This is a genomic window from Paraburkholderia translucens (genome assembly GCF_020881035.1).
Lineage (GTDB): Bacteria > Pseudomonadota > Gammaproteobacteria > Burkholderiales > Burkholderiaceae > Paraburkholderia > Paraburkholderia translucens.
In genome coordinates this window covers 79,078-95,115 of the sequence record NZ_JAJITC010000008.1, presented here as the reverse complement: position 1 = coordinate 95,115, position 16,038 = coordinate 79,078, and the positions used below count along the sequence as shown (strand labels likewise).

Here is a 16,038-nt window from a genome sequence, read left to right as displayed (position 1 = left end):
TGCCGATCGAGTCCGTCCGCCGTGAACGCCCCCCTGTTGTTCCGACCGTGCCCCGCCCCCTTCGCGCTCACCATCGACGCGCTCGCCGCACGCGGCATCGATTCGCCGCGTCACGACGACCCAGCCTTGCAAGGGGGCTATTCTCGGCAGCACGATCGGTGCGCGATAAACTGGACCCGTTGACGAAGCCATCCATTTGAAGCGACGACACGTTGCGTGAATCGGTTCGAGCGATGCCGGCATGCCGCGCCCGCCCCGATCTCGCAACAATGGCTTCGCTGTCCCACGAGATCCGGAGAACTCCATGACCGCCCCCCGCCCCGCCGGTGTGCCCTGGCTGACCCCCTATCTGACGGTGCGCGACGCGCGCGCGTCGACGGCGTTCTTTTCGGCGGCGTTCGGCTTCGATGTGCGCGACAGCGTGCAGGACGACGGCGTCGTCATGCACGTCGAGATGACCTATCAAGGCCAGTTGATCGTGATGTTCGCGCCCGAAGGCGCGTTCGGCTCGACCGCGAAGACACCGAGAAGCGCGGGCACGATCGCGCCGCAATCGTTCTATGTCTATGTCGAGGACGTCGACGCCGTGTATGCTCGCGCGCTCGCGGCCGGCGCGAAGTCGCTGAGCGAGCCGCAAGACCAGTTCTGGGGCGACCGCTTCGCGCAGGTCGAGGATCTCGACGGCTATCGCTGGGCGCTCGCCCGCCACCTTTCCTGAGTACAAAAATCTTTCGTCGATGCCCCGTTTTTTTGTTGATATGCCGCTTTACCCCGAGGACGTGATCGCGCTCCCCGACGACGTCGTGCGCCACGTGAGCGTGTTGCGTCTGCAGCCCGGCGATTCGCTCGTGCTGTTCAACGGCGAGGGCGGCGAATACGATGCCAGGCTCGTCGAGGTCGAGCGCCGGTCGGCTCGTGTGAAGGTCGGCGAATATCGCCCGCTCGAGGTCGAACCGCCCTATCGGCTGACGCTCGCCCAAGGCATCGCCGGTGGCGACAAGATGGACTGGCTGATCGAGAAGGCGGTCGAGCTCGGCGCCGCGGGCTTCGTGCCGCTCGCCACCGCGCGCAGCGTCGTGCGGCTCACCGGCGAGCGCGCGCAGCGGCGGCAGCAGCACTGGCAGGGTGTGGTGCGGGCGTCATGCGAACAGTGCGGGCGCAATCGTCTGCCGCAGGTGATGCCGGTGCAGGAATTTGACTCGTGGCTCGATACGCTGTCGCGCGAGCCGGCACCCGACGAGCTGCGCCTGTTGCTGTCGCCGCGCGCGAGCATCGGCTTCGCGGCACTGCCCGGCGCGCCGCCGCAAGGTTGCGTGACGCTGCTGATCGGCCCCGAAGGCGGCCTTTCCGCCGACGAGGAAGCCGCCGCCATCGCACAAGGCTTTACCGCCGTGGGCTTGGGGCCGCGTGTGCTGCGTACGGAGACCGCGGGGATTGCATTGCTGGCGGCGCTCGCGGCGCGTTGGGGCGGCTGGTAAGCCGGGTGTGCGCGGCAAAGCATCGCCGCAAAAAGCGAAGGCCCGCCTGTTAGCGGGCCTTTGCCGTCTTTACCGCGACGTTCGCCACCGGATGCGCGCAACTGTGCCTGAACAGGCGAAAACCAGCTGGGCCTCAAGCGAACGAGTAAAACACCCGGAATGCGACCTTGCGCTCGGCCCAGAATTCGGCCGCTTCGCGGAAGACGTCGAGCAGCGTCTCGCGCCCTTCCTTGTCGAATTTCTGCGCGACTGGCAGTTGTTCAAGCACGATCACGAAGCCGGGCTGCGCGCCCGCCTTGTGCACGAGGTCGGTCAGGCAGTCGAAGAGCGCGTCGTAGTTCTTGCCGAAATGCTTGGGAAACAGGAACGATGTCGCGATCGTCTCGAGCACTTCCTGCTTCGAGGCCGCGTTGGCACAGTACGCATACAGAAAGTGCTGGCCGAGCTGGCTCGCTTCGTCGGCGAGATCCTGCACGCGGAACGCGCGGATCGACTGGACGATATTCGGCCGCACCGTCGCGAAAAGGCTCATGGGCTCCTCGTTCGATGAAACCACCGTGCCAGCCTCACTTTGATTGTCGCGGCCCTGCTCGCCGGCGCGCATTTTCATGACGCGTTGGAACAAATTGCCGTCGCCGGCCGCGAAAAGATCCGTCGCGACTCCGGAATCGTGCGCGTAGATGTTGTCGCTCATGCCATTCATCCCGATGTCATTCAACAATACGATTAAAACTGGTGTAGTGGTCGTCCGAGTAGTAACAATTGTCGGTTCGCTGTAGCGGACCTCCGCAGACGATGCGGCGCGCCCCGCGATTACGCGCGTGAGGCGTGGGGACGGTGTATTCGTGGTAATAGCCGCGCCGATGGACGGGCAGCACACGTTCGTAGTTACCGAATACGATGCCGTCTTTCTGATACGGGTAAGGCCCGCCGGCGGCAATGAGGTTCAGCGTATTGACCGCCTCGCGCGGCAATTGCGCGAGCGCGACGGTACCGACCTCCACTTCCACCCCGGCACGCGCCGGGTAGTCTCGCGCCAGCGCGGAGGGCGCGGTCGACCATGCGCAGAACGCGACGGCACCGATCAGCACGCCTCTTATGCGCAACCAGTTGCGTGCCATGTATCAGGTTCCCGCTGTCAGATCACGAGTTTTACGACCATGAAAGTCGTAAGGGTATCGCTAATAGCCTTTGGAATCAACGTTCGACGGGCCAACGACATCATGGCGCGCCCCGCAAAAGGCGGGGGATCAGGGCTTTGACGACATTTGACAAAATGTTTAGCCTGATCGGGATAAACTGAGCCTGATCGTGATCGAACACAGCGCGAGGGCGGAGCAAGCGGCCGCTCGCCGAGGTGTTCGGTGACGGTCGATAGAGCCTGGAACTACCCAGCCGAAAGGCTGTGTCATTGCCATTTTTCGGGGTGGCGATCCCCAGCTTGCCCTGAGGGCGTGCCCATTGCGGGCACGCCATTTTTTCGGGGCGCGCCGGTTGGAGAACCGGCGCCTGGCCTGTCGCGGGCCGGTAACAATACGCGGATCAGCGGGTCGCGCTGACGTCCGCAACCAGCAGCGCCGCCATGTTGACGATCCGGCGCACCGTCGCCGACGGCGTCAGCACATGCACCGGCTTGGCCGCGCCGAGCAGAATCGGGCCAATCGCGATGTTGTTGCCAGCCGCCGTCTTCAGCAGGTTGTACGAGATGTTGGCCGCGTCGATGTTCGGCAGCACCAGCAAATTCGCATCGCCTTCCAGCGTCGAATCGGGCAGCACTTCGCGGCGCAGGTTGGCATCCAGCGCGACATCCCCGTGCATTTCGCCGTCCACTTGCAACTCCGGCGCGCGTTCACGCAGGATGTCGAGTGTGTCGCGCATCTTCTGCGCGGTCGGCGCATTGCTCGAACCGAAGTTCGAATGCGACACCAGCGCGACCTTCGGCTCGATACCGAAACGGCGCACCTCCTCGGCTGCCATGATCGTAATCTCGGCCAGCTCCTCCGGGGTGGGGTCGACGTTCACGTGCGTATCGACGAGGAAGATCTGCCGGTTCGGCAGCACCAGCCCGTTCATCGCCGCGTAGACCTTCGCGCCCGGCTTCTTGCCGATCACCTGGTCGATAAAGTGCAAATGACGGTGCGTCGTACTGACCGTGCCGCAGATCATGCCGTCCGCCTCGCCCTTCCTGACCATCATCGAGCCGATGAGCGTGGTGCGGCGGCGCATTTCGAGCTTGGCCATCTGCGTGGTGATGCCCCTGCGCGACATCATCTTCGCGTATTCCTGCCAGAAATCGCGATAACGTTCGTCATGGTCGGTGTTGACGATCGTAAAGTCCTGTCCCGCCACGAGCCGCAGGCCATAGCGTGCGATGCGCTGTTCGATCACCGCCGGCCGGCCGATGAGAATCGGCTTGGCGAGCTTTTCGTCGACGATGATCTGCATTGCGCGCAGTACGCGTTCTTCTTCGCCTTCCGCGAACACGATGCGCTTCTTTTCCGGCTCGACGCTGCGCGCGAGCTGGAAGATCGGCTTCATGGTGGTGCCGCTGTGGTAGACGAATTGCTGCAGATGCTGGGAGTACGCGTCCATGTCCTCGATCGGACGCTCAGCGACGCCGCACTCCATCGCGGCCTTCGCCACCGCGGGCGCGACCTTGACGATCAGACGCGGATCGAAAGGCTTCGGAATCAGGTACTCGGGCCCGAACGAAAGATCCTGGATGCCGTACGCAGTCGCGACGACGTCGCTCTGCTCCTGGCGCGCCAGCTCGGCGATCGCGTTGACCGCGGCGATTTCCATTTCGCGCGTGACCGTCGTCGCACCGGCATCGAGCGCGCCGCGGAACAGGAACGGGAACACGAGCACGTTGTTCACCTGGTTCGGGTAGTCGGTGCGGCCCGTGCACAACACCGCATCCGGGCGCACTTCGAGCGCGAGTTCCGGCAGGATTTCCGGCGTCGGGTTCGCGAGCGCGAGGATCAGCGGCTTGGCGGCCATTTTCTTGACCATGTCCTGCTTGAGCACGCCGCCAGCCGACAGGCCGAGGAAGATGTCCGCGCCTTCGATCGCTTCGCTGAGCGAGCGGGCGCTGGTTTCACGCGCGAAGCGTTCCTTGACCGGGTCCATCAGCTCCGTGCGGCCCTTGTAGACCACACCCGCGAGGTCGGTCACGGTGATGTTTTCGAGCGGCAGGCCGATGTCCACGAGCAGGTCCAGACAGGCGAGCGCCGCCGCGCCCGCGCCGGAGGCAACCAGCTTGACTTCCTTGATGTCCTTGCCGACCACCTTCAGGCCATTGGTGATCGCCGCCGCGACGACGATCGCGGTGCCGTGCTGGTCGTCGTGGAAGACCGGAATCTTCATGCGCTTGCGGCATTCGCGCTCGACGATGAAGCAGTCCGGCGCCTTGATGTCCTCGAGGTTGATGCCGCCGAAAGTCGGCTCCAGCGCGGCGATCACCTCGACCAGCTTGTGCGGATCAGTCTCGTTGATCTCGATATCGAACACGTCGATGCCGGCGAACTTCTTGAACAGGACGGCCTTGCCTTCCATGACCGGCTTCGACGCGAGCGGCCCGATGTTGCCGAGACCCAATACCGCGGTACCGTTCGTGACGACGCCGACGAGGTTGCTGCGCGCGGTGAAACGCGCGGCGTTCAACGGGCTTTCGACGATTTCCTCGCACGCGAACGCGACACCCGGCGAATAAGCCAGAGCGAGGTCGCGCTGATTGAGCATCTGCTTGGTCGGGGCGATCGCGATTTTGCCGGGAGTCGGGAACTCGTGGTAATCGAGAGCGGCTTCGCGGAGTTTGGTATTGACGGGATTCGACATAAGGCGGGCTTCGAAGTGCAGATTAGAATAGACGTTCGACGGCATTGTAGCGCCAATCGCCTACGCAATTCCTTCAATACGGGTACAACAGCCACGACTTAAACAGCGCGAAAGCGCGCTATGCCGATGCTTGCGCGCCGTGCGGGGCGATGGTCCTACGCGTGCGGCGGGCCACCGCGTTGCACAATCGCTAGCTGCATAATTTCTCCCTTCTTCTCCGCTCACGTGCCGCCAACATGCTCTCCGAGTTTTCGCTGATCGACCGCTTCTTCGCCCGCCGTGCCGCTGCTAACCGGTCGTCCGCTGCAGAGGGCATCCCGCTTGGCATCGGCGACGATTGTGCGTTGCTGACGCCGCGCGCAGGCGAGATGCTGGCGATATCGACGGACATGCTGGTCGAAGGCCGCCATTTCTTCGCTGATATCGATCCCGAAGCGCTCGGCCACAAGGCGCTCGCCGTCAATCTCTCGGACCTCGCCGCGATGGGCGCGCAGCCACTCGCGTTCATGTTGGCCTTTTCGCTGCCCAAAGCAGACGAGGCCTGGCTCGCCGGGTTCAGCGAAGGTCTGTTCGCACTGGCCGAGCGTTACGGTTGCGAGCTGATCGGCGGCGACACGACGGGCGGCCCGCTCAATCTGTGCATCACGGTGTTCGGCAGCGTGCCGCCACAAACGGCGTTGCGCCGCGATGCCGCGCAACCCGGTGACGACATCTGGATCTCCGGCACGCTCGGCGATGCGCGCGCCGGACTCGGCGTGCAGCGCGGCGAATGGACCGCCAATGCGAACGACGCCGCGATGTTCCGCCACGCGCTCGAACGCCCCGAGCCGCGCATCGCGCTCGGCCTCGCTTTGCGCGGCATCGCGCACGCGGCGCTCGACCTGTCGGACGGCTTGGCCGGCGATCTATTGCACATCCTCGAGCGCTCGTCGATGCGCGCCAGCGTCGACGTCGACGCGGTGCCGCGCTCGGCCGCGCTGCGCCGACTCGCGCCCGACATCCAGCAGCGCTGCACCCTCGCGGGCGGCGACGACTACGAGTTGTGCTTCACCGCGCCCAGCGCCGCGCGCGCCGCGGTCCAAGCCGCCGCGCAGAAGGCGTCCGTGCCAGTCACCCGCATCGGTACAATAGCTGCTCTGGCGTCGCCCGCCGACCGCCCGGCCATCGCGTGGCGCAACGCCGCCGGCGCGCCGCTCACCGTGACGTTGCAAGGTTTCGATCACTTCCATGCAGAATGACCCCTCGCTCGGCCCCGCCGACGACTTCATCGGCGGCGAACCGCCCCGGGCACCCGGACCGCGCGCGCCGAAACCCGCTCAGCCGCGTCGCGCGACCGCGCGCTTCATGCTGTCGCATCCAGTCCACATCCTGTCACTCGGCTTCGGCAGCGGTCTGTCGCCGGTCGCGCCGGGCACGGCCGGCACGCTGTTCGCGTGGGCCTCGTTCGCGGTACTGAGCCGCTTTTTGACGGTCATCGATTGGGGCGTGCTGATTGTCGTCGGCTTTCTCGGTGGCATCGCGCTGTGCGACTTTACTGCGAAGCGGCTCGGCGTCGAGGATCCGTCGGCGGTCGTGTGGGACGAAATCGTCGCGTTCTGGCTCGTGCTGCTGATGGTCACGCCTGTCTCGCTCGGCGGCCAGGTGTGGGCGTTCGTGGTCTTCCGCTTCTTCGACATGGTGAAGCCACCGCCCATCGGCTACTTCGACCGCCGGCTGAAAGGTGGCTTTGGCATCATGTTCGATGACCTGATCGCCGCATTCTTTTCGTTGCTCGTGATTGCGCTGTGGCGGATGTCGGTTTGAGCGCTGCCTGATCATCGTTTGAGTGCCGTTTGCCGCGCCTCACGGCCGGCTTCGTTTTTTGGATTGACTGACGCTATGCCTACCGATTCCGTCGTTCATCAGCTTGCGATCCGCGTGAGCAACCGTCTGCGCGACGAGCGCCTGATGCTCGTGACCGCCGAGTCCTGCACGGGCGGCATGGTCGCGACCGCGATCACCGACATTTCCGGCAGCAGCGGCTGGTTCGAGCGCGGTTTCGTCACATATTCGAACCAGGCGAAAAGCGAAATGATCGGCGTGCCGGCCGAGCTGATCGAAAAGCACGGCGCGGTCAGCGAGCCGGTCGCGCGCGCAATGGCCGAAGGCGCCCTGCGCAACAGCCGCGCGCAGGTGTCGCTCTCGACCACCGGCGTCGCCGGACCCGGCGGCGGCACCGAGAACAAGCCGGTCGGCATGGTGTCGTTCGGCTGGAGCAACCGGCTGCATACATCGGTGGAAACGAAAATATTCAAAGGCGACCGCGAACAGATCCGCGTGCAGGCCACGGCGCACGCGCTGCGCGGACTGCTGGCGCTGCTCGACGAGCGCGAACATTGAACGGGGCGCGGCCTCGTATCTAACCATCGCCCAGGAGACGGAGCCATGCCGGATTCGCGCTCGATCGCCGACGAACTGATCCGCCGCTTCGAACTGAAGCCGCATCCTGAGGGCGGCTTTTTCGCGGAAACCTACCGTTCGGACGCGCGCGTGCTGCGCGCCGGCCAACCGGGCAAGACTGACGGCACCCGCGCGGCGTCGACCGCGATCTATTACCTGCTGCGCGACGGCGCGCATTCGGCGTGGCATCGGATTCGTTCCGACGAGGTGTGGCACTTCTACGCCGGCGAGCCGTTGCTGGTCCATGTGCTGGACGAAAGCAACGCCGGCGGCACGCTCGTCACGCACCAGCTCGGCAATCCGCTGACGCATCCCCACACAGTGTGTCAGGGCGTCGTGCCGGCAGGCTTGTGGTTCGCCGCCGAATGCGCCGATCCGGCGTCGTTCGCGCTGGTCGGTTGCACGGTGGCGCCGGGTTTCGAATTCAGCGAGTTCGAGCTCGCGGACGTGGGCGCACTGAAGGCGCGGCATCCGCGGCATGCGGAGTTGATCGGGCGGCTCGGGCCGGCGGCTTGACGCGTCGCGCCGCCCGTCGCGGGATCGCCCGCAGGTTCAACGAAACGCGTTGATCCTGTCGCGCGTGTCCTTCGCGGCCTGCGCGGCCGCTTGCGCGAAGTCGTCGCCCTTGCCCGCATAGATGATCGCTCGCGACGAGTTGATCAGCATGCCGGTGCCGTTCGCGGTCCGCCCGGCGCTCACGGTGGCCTGCACGTCGCCGCCCTGCGCGCCGATGCCCGGAATCAGCAGCGGCATGTCGCCGACGATCCCGCGCACCACTTCAATTTCCTTCGGAAACGTCGCGCCGACCACGAGACCGAGCTGCCCGCTCGCATTCCACTTCTGCGCCGCCAGTTGCGCGACGACCTGATACAACGGCCGGCCGCCCGTTTCGAGGAATTGCAGATCGGAGCCGCCCGGGTTCGACGTGCGGCACAGCACGATCACGCCCTTGCCCTCGTGCTCGAGATACGGCTCGATGGAATCGAAACCCATGTACGGATTGACCGTCACCGCGTCGGCCCGGTAGCGCTCGAAAGCCTCGCGCGCGTACTGCTCGGCGGTGCTGCCGATATCGCCGCGCTTCGCGTCGAGAATCACCGGCAGGCCCGGATGGTTCGCGTGGATGTGGGCGATCAACTGCTCGAGTTGGTCCTCCGCGCGATGCGCGGCGAAGTAGGCAATCTGCGGCTTGAACGACGACGCGTACGGCGCGGTCGCATCGACGATCGTGCGGCAGAACTCGAAGATCGCGTCGGCGCGGCCGGCGAGCGCACCCGGGAATTTGCTGGGCTCGGGATCGAGGCCAACGCACAGCAGCGAGTTCGTGCGCTGCCAGGCGTCGTTGAGTGTCTGGATGAAATTGGACATGGTGAGTCTCGCGGCGAGCCGGTAATCGGGGAGGCGCGTATTTTACCCGCGTCTCGCGCGCGGCTCCTTGCGGCGCCGCCTCGCCTCCTACGCCTTGCGCCGCATGCCGCGCCCGCCCGGCATCGAGCGTAGCCCGATGCGCTCGACCGAAAAGCGGAACGTGCGCGTCAGGCGCTCGCCGCGCTTGAGCAGGGTCATGCCGTTTTCGCTCGCGCCGCCGGCGAGGTTCACTGCATTGATCGGATGATCGACCGGCTCGAAGCAGAAGAAGTCTTCGCCGGGTGGGGTGTACAGCACGTAGTAGTCGGTATCGGCAGCGATGTTCAGCGATAGGCGGCGCTTCGGCCACACCACCGATGCCTGGCCGCTCCAGCCGGTGAACGCGTGATTGACGATCGTCTCCGGCAGCGGATACGCGACGCCGAATTGCCAGGCGGGCGGCGCCGGCACGTGACGCACCGGCAGCCAGTCGTCGCCCGACAGCCACAGGCCGCCCGCCGCCGCCGACAGCTCGGTATCCGCGTCGCGCACGAAGAACGGGTGCACGCCGAGCCCGAACGGCAGAGCCTCGCGGCCAGTGTTTTCGATTTCGAGCGCGACCACCAGCGTGGGACCGTCGAGCCTATAGGTTTGCGTCGCGCGGAACGCGTACGGCTTGCCGTCGCGGTGATCGAGCATGAGCCGCACGCGTTCGCGGTCGGCGTCGAGCACCTGCCATGGCGCGAGCCAGCCGTCGCCGTGAATCGGCAGCGGTTCGTCGGCGCGGTTGCGCGGCACCTCGACGCGCCGCCCAGCCACGCTGAAACGACCGCCGCCGATGCGGTTCGAGTACGGCAGCAGCGGATAGCAGGCGAGCTGATTCGGTTGCGTGTCGACGCCGACGTGGTGGCAGCGCCGGAAGATCGGCGTCAGCACGCCGTCGTCGCGCCAGTCGAAGCGGGTCACGCCGCCACCGAGCGTCGGCGCTACGTCGAGGCGCAGTTGCGCGTTGGCGAGCGTGATGCACGCGATATCGCCGGCGCTGCTTTCGCCGACCGCCACCGCCGACGTGCTCGGGCCCGCGAGCACAGGGTTGGCCGCCGCGGCAAGTCGCGAGCGGCGGGTTTGGGACGTGGTGGATGAGGCTGAAACGAGATTCGCAACAGTCATATCTGGCTCCATCGAGAGGCGTGGGACGTTGCCGTCCGGGCTGGCGGGTGTGGTGGGCGATCTTTTGACGAAGTCGCCTCGAGTCCGAACTGCATGTTGCCGATTCGTTGCCGGCCGGCCGCGGGCGTGCCGCTCGCAGCCGAAACTGCCACATCGACTTCTGTTTCACCTTCGGGATCGCGGCCCCGGCGCGCGGCCAAGGCTGCGTCATTCTGCGCTAGATGGGCGCGCCCTGGAACAGCGGCTCGGCCAAACCGTGGCGCGCAAGCGTCGCGACGAACACGCCGCCCGCGAGCGTGTCGGCCGCGCGCGCCGTCGCGTCGAGCTCGGCGTACGCGCTCGTGATGTACAGCGTGTCGAGCGGCGCGCTGTGCGCGGCCGCGCCGAGAGCGGCAGCGCCGAACGCGACGCAGCTCGGCTGCGTGGTCGGCACGTCGATGCGCTCGGTTTCCACGCCATCGGGACCGTAGCGCACCACGCGCGCGCCGCCCCACTGCGCGTTCCACAGACCGCCGTCGCTGTCGACGGTCGAGCCGTCGGGGATGCCGTTCGCATCGGTCAGACGAGTGAACAGCCGTTCGTTCGCGATACCGCCATCCGCGTGATAGTCGCAGGCGCGGATTTCACGCGTCGGCGAATCGCAGTAGTACATCGTCGCGCCGTCGGGGCTGAATGCGAGGCTGTTCGAAATCGCCGGCGCTGGCAACGGTAAGCGTTCCAGCGACAGATCTTGATTGAGCCGGTAAAAGCCGCCGACCGCCTGCAGTTTTCCACTTTCGTCCTTGGTGCCGAACACGAAGCGCCCTTGCCGATCGCAGCGGCCATCGTTGACGCGTGTATTCATGCCGGGCTCGACGTCGATGATCCGCTGCGTATTGCCGGTTTCCAGATCGAAAAACGCGAGCTGCGATGCGAGCCCGAGCAGCAGGTAGCGCGGGTTTTCACACAGCGCGAAGGTGGCGAGCCGCTCGGGCATGTCGAACGAATCGCTGCGGCCGTCGGCCGGATCGTAGCGCCACAGCCGCGCGCCTTCGATGTCGGTCCAGTAGAAGCGCCCGCTCCTCGAGCACCAGGTCGCGCCTTCGCCAAGCTCGCATTGCGCGTCGATGAGCAGCGTGGCCCGCTGCGCGCGCGGGTTGACGCTCACGCCCAGCCTCCGTCGACGACGATGTCCTGCGCGGTGATCATGCGGCTGTCGTCGGCGGCAAGGAACAGCGCCATGCGCGCGAGGTCGGCCGGCATCAGCTCGGCGTCGATGCACTGGCCCTCCTTGATCTGGCGGCGGCCGTTGTCGTCGAGCCACAGACGCAACTGCTTCTCCGTCATCACCCAGCCCGGCACCAGCGTATTGACGCGAATATTGAAGTGCCCGAGGTCGCGCGCAAGGCCGCGCGTCAACCCCTGCACCGCCGACTTCGACAAGACGTACACCGGATAGCCGCCGTTCTTCAGCATCCAGCTGATCGAGCCGAGGTTGATGATGGAGCCGCTGCGCGCGGCCTTCATGTCCTCCATCACGGCCTGCGCCGCGAAGAACTGATGGCGGATGTTGACCGCGATACCCGCGTCGAACGACTCGCGCGTCACCTCGCCGATCTGGTGGCGCTTGTCGTTCGCCGCATTGTTGACGAGCACCTGGATCGGACCCAGCGCCGCCTTCACGTCGGCGATTGCTTTTTGCAGCGCGTCGACGTCGGTCAGATCGCAGCTCAGAAAGAGCGGCTTGTGCTTCGAATCGCCGAGCTGCTCGGCGAGGGCTTCGCCCGCGCTCGCATCGATATCGAAGAACGCGACGCGAGCGCCCTGCGCCGCGAAGTGCTCGACGAACGATGCGCCGATGCCGGTCGCGCCGCCCGTGATCAGCACCGTACGGTCGACGAGGCTCGGATAGCGCGCGTACGCGGTGTCAGCGAGGCGGACGTTTGCATTGGCGGGAGACGACATCGTTCGATTCCTTTATGAGCTTGAGATGAGATGAAAATAAATCAGTCGCGCGAACCGCGGTTCTTCAACTGGTCGAGCAACACGGCCGCGAGCAGGATCGCGCCGCGCACGAGGTACTGGTAGAACGCGTCGATGTTCATGAGGTTCATCACGTTTTCGACCGTGCCCATGATCAGCACGCCGATCACGACGCCCGAGATCGTGGCGCGGCCGCCCAGCAGCGACACGCCGCCGAGCACGCACGCGGAGATCACGTTCAGCTCGAAGCCTTCGGCGGCGTTCGGCTGACCCGAGGTGATGCGCGAGGCGAGGATCACGCCGGCGAGCGCGGTGACCGCGCCCTGGATCAGGAAGATATAGACGCGCGTGCGCTCCACGTTGATACCGGCGAGCCGCGACGCTTCAGGATTGCCGCCGATCGCGAGCGTATTGCGGCCGTACACGGTCTGGTTCAGCATCACGCCGAACACGATGAAGCAGATCAGCGTGACCCAGATCGGCAGCGACACGCCGAAGAACGTCAGGCCGCCCAACGCGATGAACGTATCCGACGACACGCCGACGGCCTGCCCATGCGACACGATGAAGCCGAGGCCGCGGACGATTTCCATCGTCGCGAGCGTCGTGATCAGCGCGTTGATCCGCAAATAAGCGATCACCGCGCCGTTGACGAAGCCAATCACGGCGCCCGCCGCGACCGCCGCGACGATCGCGATGAACGTGCTGTTCGTCGCGTTCAGCACCATCGCGCACAGCACTCCGGCAAACGCGACGGTCGAGCCGACCGACAGGTCGAAGTCGCGCGACGCGAGGCAGAACATCATCGTGCACGCGACCATGCCGATCTGCGAAATCGACAGCGCGAGGCCGAGCATGTTCTCGATCGAGAAGAAATGATCGACGGTCAGCGACATCGTGACGAACATGACGACGAAGATCACGATCAGGCTGTATTCGGTGATTTGCTGCCACCATCTGGCCTTGTCGGTGGTGTGCGGAATCAGCGCGTCCGCCGCGCTCTTGGCGGTCTGCTGCGCGAGGTTTTCTCTGGCTTGCATGTTCAATACTCCTCCCCGTTCCCCACGGGTTGCGGACTCACGTCCGGATAAGGTTCAGGCCGCGCGCGACGCGTTCTGGCTGGCGGCGTTCAAGCTTGCGTTATCCGGCAGCGCGGTGGAGCTTTGCGGCAGCGCGAGGCTCAGCACCGACTGCTCGGTCGCATCCTTGCGTGCAAGCTCGCCGGAAATGCGGCCCTGGCGCATCACGACGATCCGGTCGGACACACCGAGCACTTCGGGCAATTCCGACGAAATCATCACGATCGCGCAGCCGCGCTCCGCAAGCTGATAGATCACGTGATAGATCTCGTGCTTCGCGCCGACGTCGATGCCGCGCGTCGGTTCGTCGAGAATCACGACCTTCAGATCGGGCTCGGCGAGCCAGCGCGACAGAATCGCCTTCTGCTGGTTGCCGCCCGACAGGAAGCGGATCTTCTGCCGGCGATGCGGCGTCTTGATCTTCAGGAGCTTGATGAAACGGTCGGCGGTCTGCGCTTCCTTCTTGCGATCGAGAAACACGCCCGCGCGCAAATAGTGACGGCGGCAGCTGATGTTGATGTTCTCGGCGACGCTCGCCATCGCGACGATGCCCTCTTCCTTGCGATCCTCGGGACACAGCACGATGCCGTGTTTGATCGCCTCGCCCGCGCTGCGCACCTTGATCGGCTTGCCGTCGAGCATCAGCTCGCCACCTTTGCGATGCTCGGCGCCATACACCAGATGCATCAGCTCGCTGCGCCCCGCGCCGACCAGACCGAAGAAACCGACGATCTCGCCGCGCCGCACCTCGAAGCTCGCCGGCTGCTCGAGCGGATGACCTTCGATCGCTTTCGCGGCGAAGCGCACTTCGCCGAGCGGCCGCGGCGCATAGCTGTAGATGTCCGAAATCTCCCGCCCGACCATCTCGCTGACGATCATGTCGCGCGACACGCCTTCGAGTGTGGGATGCGACGCAACCTTACGGCCGTCGCGGAAGATCGTGCACGCGTCGCACAGCTCGTAAATCTCGTCCATGCGGTGCGAGATGTAGATCATCGCGCGGTTGTCGGCGCGCAGATCGCGCACGAGCTTGAACAGCACCTCGGTCTCGCGATGCGACAGCGAGCTGGTCGGCTCGTCGAGCGCGATCACGCGCGCGTTGCGCATGAGCGCCTTGCAGATCTCGACCATCTGCCGCTGCGCGATCGACAGCTTGCGCAACTTGGCGTTCGGATCGAGCGCGACGCCCATCGCTTCGAGCCGCTCGCGCACGAAGCGCTTCGCCTCGCGCTTGTTGACCCAGCCGAGCGAGTTGGGCAGCTGGCCGAGCAGCAGATTTTCCGCGACCGTGAGGTCGGGCACGTACTGCAGTTCCTGGTGAATCACCGCGATGCCGGCGCCGATCGACGCGGCCGCGCTCGGAAAATGCACCTCGTTGCCGTCGATCATCATGCGGCCCGAATCGGGCTGATACTCGCCGCCGAGGATCTTCAGCAGCGTCGATTTTCCTGCGCCGTTTTCGCCCATCAGGCCGTGCACCTGGCCGACGTTGACGTCGAAGGACACACCGTCGAGCGCGCGCACGCCTGGAAAAACCTTGCCAATATTGTCAAAACGTAGCGTCGCTGACACTTCGCCTCCTTGTAGACCGTACGCGCGCCGCTCGCCCCGATACCGAGGCGAGCGGCGCGCCGGCGGTGTACTTCAGCTCACCGCAAGACTCGCGCTCACTTCGACGCGAGGCCCATCTTCTCGCGCACTTCCCCGACGTTCTCGCGCGTCGCGAGCATGCCGCTCGTCAGCGTCAGCAGCGGCGGCTCCTTGCCTTGCGTGATCCACGCGTACATCAGTTCCGAGGTTTCCTCGCCGTGGCGCTTCGGGCTGATGATCACGGTGCCGAAGAAGCCCGTCGGCTGGGGCTTCTTGAACTCGTTCAACGCCGAGTCCGCGCCGCCGATGCCGACGCCGATCATGTTGTCGGCCTTGATGCCGCGGCCTTCCGCCGCGCGCACCGCGCCGAGCACGCCTTCATCGTTCAGCGCGTAAGCGACCCAGTGCTTGAACTGCGGGTTCTTCGTCAGCGCGATGTTGGCCGCGTTGAACGCGTTTTCCGTGTCGGTCTTCGCCTGCGGCGCGGCGATCACGTTCGCTTTCGGAAAGCCCGCGGCGACCAGCGCGTCGGTCGCGCCGGTGGTGCGGTCATGGGCGGTGGGCAGTTGCTCGTAGGTCACGTCGATCGCGCCGACTTCCTTCATGTCCCAGCCGCGCTTCTTGATTTCAGCCGCGATACCGTCGCCGACCTGCTTGCCGATGTTGTACGCCGAGATGCCCATATGCGGCACCGACTCGATCGGCTTGCCGGCGCCGTCGACCAGGCGGTCGTCGACCGTCATCATCTTCAGGCCATCGGCCTTCGCCTTCGCGACGATGCCCGGCCCGAGCTTGACGTCGGGCGTGCAGATCACGAAGCCCTGCGCCTTCTGCGCGGCGAGGTTATCGATGGCGCTCATTACCTTCTCGCCCGACGGCGCACCGATCTTCACGAGCGTGAAGCCCTTGTCCTTGGCGGCGATCTCGGCGAATTTCCATTCATCCTGGAACCAGGGCTCCTCAGGCTGCTTCACGAGGAAGCCGATCTTCACGGTATCGGCAGCCTGCACGGCCGGCGCGTTGAAGAGCACACCCGTCGCCGCCGCTGCCAGCGTGAGGAAAATTCTGCGTTTCATGATGCGTGTCTCCTGACTAATTGATAACGAGAAGGTATCGGCCGCGTCTTCTAGTACCGG

At 65.4% G+C, this 16,038-nt stretch carries 16 protein-coding genes; 6 read left to right on the top strand and 10 right to left on the bottom strand.

Annotation, left to right across the window (positions count from 1 at the left end; all coding sequences use genetic code 11):
- Positions 1-304 precede the first annotated feature (304 nt).
- On the top strand, positions 305-718 hold the full coding sequence (locus LJ655_RS16535; protein ID WP_230562327.1) for a VOC family protein: 414 nt from the start codon (positions 305-307) through the stop codon (positions 716-718).
- A 19-nt stretch (positions 719-737) separates the two neighbouring features.
- A complete protein-coding gene (locus tag LJ655_RS16530; RefSeq protein ID WP_230562326.1) occupies positions 738-1,478 on the top strand; it encodes a 16S rRNA (uracil(1498)-N(3))-methyltransferase in 741 nt (246 codons plus the stop codon).
- A gap of 133 nt (positions 1,479-1,611) precedes the next feature.
- On the opposite strand, the gene LJ655_RS16525 is transcribed toward LJ655_RS16530, so the two are convergent.
- The 3 genes from LJ655_RS16525 to LJ655_RS16515 form a co-directional block, all read right to left on the bottom strand.
- The gene (locus LJ655_RS16525; RefSeq protein WP_230562325.1) at positions 1,612-2,172 is read right to left on the bottom strand and encodes a barstar family protein; all 561 of its coding nucleotides are present in this window, start codon (positions 2,170-2,172) and stop codon (positions 1,612-1,614) included.
- Between the two features lie 16 nt (positions 2,173-2,188).
- Entirely contained in the window at positions 2,189-2,599 is a 411-nt protein-coding gene (locus LJ655_RS16520; protein ID WP_230562324.1) for a ribonuclease, read from the bottom strand.
- Positions 2,600-3,020: 421 nt separating this feature from the next.
- The gene (locus LJ655_RS16515; RefSeq protein WP_230562323.1) at positions 3,021-5,360 is read right to left on the bottom strand and encodes an NADP-dependent malic enzyme; all 2,340 of its coding nucleotides are present in this window, start codon (positions 5,358-5,360) and stop codon (positions 3,021-3,023) included.
- 191 nt (positions 5,361-5,551) lie between these two features.
- Here LJ655_RS16515 and thiL point away from each other — a divergent pair, with 191 nt between their 5' ends.
- The 4 genes from thiL (at position 5,552) to LJ655_RS16495 (ending at position 8,270) form a co-directional block, all read left to right on the top strand.
- The gene (gene thiL, locus LJ655_RS16510; RefSeq protein WP_230562322.1) at positions 5,552-6,553 is read left to right on the top strand and encodes a thiamine-phosphate kinase; all 1,002 of its coding nucleotides are present in this window, start codon (positions 5,552-5,554) and stop codon (positions 6,551-6,553) included.
- Positions 6,543-7,118 carry a phosphatidylglycerophosphatase A family protein gene (locus LJ655_RS16505; protein WP_230562321.1) on the top strand — a complete coding sequence of 192 codons (576 nt, stop codon included), beginning with the start codon at positions 6,543-6,545 and terminating at the stop codon, positions 7,116-7,118. The genes thiL and LJ655_RS16505 overlap by 11 nt, the downstream gene beginning before the upstream one ends.
- A 75-nt stretch (positions 7,119-7,193) precedes the next feature.
- Positions 7,194-7,694 carry a CinA family protein gene (locus LJ655_RS16500; protein ID WP_230562320.1) on the top strand — a complete coding sequence of 167 codons (501 nt, stop codon included), beginning with the start codon at positions 7,194-7,196 and terminating at the stop codon, positions 7,692-7,694.
- Between the two features lie 45 nt (positions 7,695-7,739).
- Positions 7,740-8,270 carry a cupin domain-containing protein gene (locus LJ655_RS16495; RefSeq protein WP_230562319.1) on the top strand — a complete coding sequence of 177 codons (531 nt, stop codon included), beginning with the start codon at positions 7,740-7,742 and terminating at the stop codon, positions 8,268-8,270.
- Between the two features lie 36 nt (positions 8,271-8,306).
- On the opposite strand, the gene pyrF is transcribed toward LJ655_RS16495, so the two are convergent.
- The 7 genes from pyrF to LJ655_RS16460 form a co-directional block, all read right to left on the bottom strand.
- Positions 8,307-9,122 carry an orotidine-5'-phosphate decarboxylase gene (gene pyrF, locus LJ655_RS16490; protein WP_230562318.1) on the bottom strand — a complete coding sequence of 272 codons (816 nt, stop codon included), beginning with the start codon at positions 9,120-9,122 and terminating at the stop codon, positions 8,307-8,309.
- Positions 9,123-9,209: 87 nt separating this feature from the next.
- The gene (locus tag LJ655_RS16485; RefSeq protein WP_230562317.1) at positions 9,210-10,271 is read right to left on the bottom strand and encodes an aldose 1-epimerase; all 1,062 of its coding nucleotides are present in this window, start codon (positions 10,269-10,271) and stop codon (positions 9,210-9,212) included.
- A gap of 217 nt (positions 10,272-10,488) precedes the next feature.
- Complete coding sequence (locus tag LJ655_RS16480) at positions 10,489-11,418, bottom strand: SMP-30/gluconolactonase/LRE family protein (protein ID WP_230562316.1); 930 nt, start codon at positions 11,416-11,418, stop codon at positions 10,489-10,491.
- On the bottom strand, positions 11,415-12,215 hold the full coding sequence (locus tag LJ655_RS16475; protein WP_230562315.1) for an SDR family NAD(P)-dependent oxidoreductase: 801 nt from the start codon (positions 12,213-12,215) through the stop codon (positions 11,415-11,417). The genes LJ655_RS16480 and LJ655_RS16475 overlap by 4 nt, the downstream gene beginning before the upstream one ends.
- A gap of 41 nt (positions 12,216-12,256) precedes the next feature.
- Positions 12,257-13,273, bottom strand: coding sequence for an L-arabinose ABC transporter permease AraH (gene araH / locus LJ655_RS16470; protein ID WP_230562314.1), 1,017 nt, complete (start codon positions 13,271-13,273; stop codon positions 12,257-12,259).
- Positions 13,274-13,327: 54 nt separating this feature from the next.
- On the bottom strand, positions 13,328-14,884 hold the full coding sequence (araG, locus tag LJ655_RS16465; RefSeq protein ID WP_230562313.1) for an L-arabinose ABC transporter ATP-binding protein AraG: 1,557 nt from the start codon (positions 14,882-14,884) through the stop codon (positions 13,328-13,330).
- A gap of 95 nt (positions 14,885-14,979) precedes the next feature.
- The gene (locus tag LJ655_RS16460; RefSeq protein WP_230562312.1) at positions 14,980-15,978 is read right to left on the bottom strand and encodes an arabinose ABC transporter substrate-binding protein; all 999 of its coding nucleotides are present in this window, start codon (positions 15,976-15,978) and stop codon (positions 14,980-14,982) included.
- Positions 15,979-16,038 lie beyond the last annotated feature (60 nt).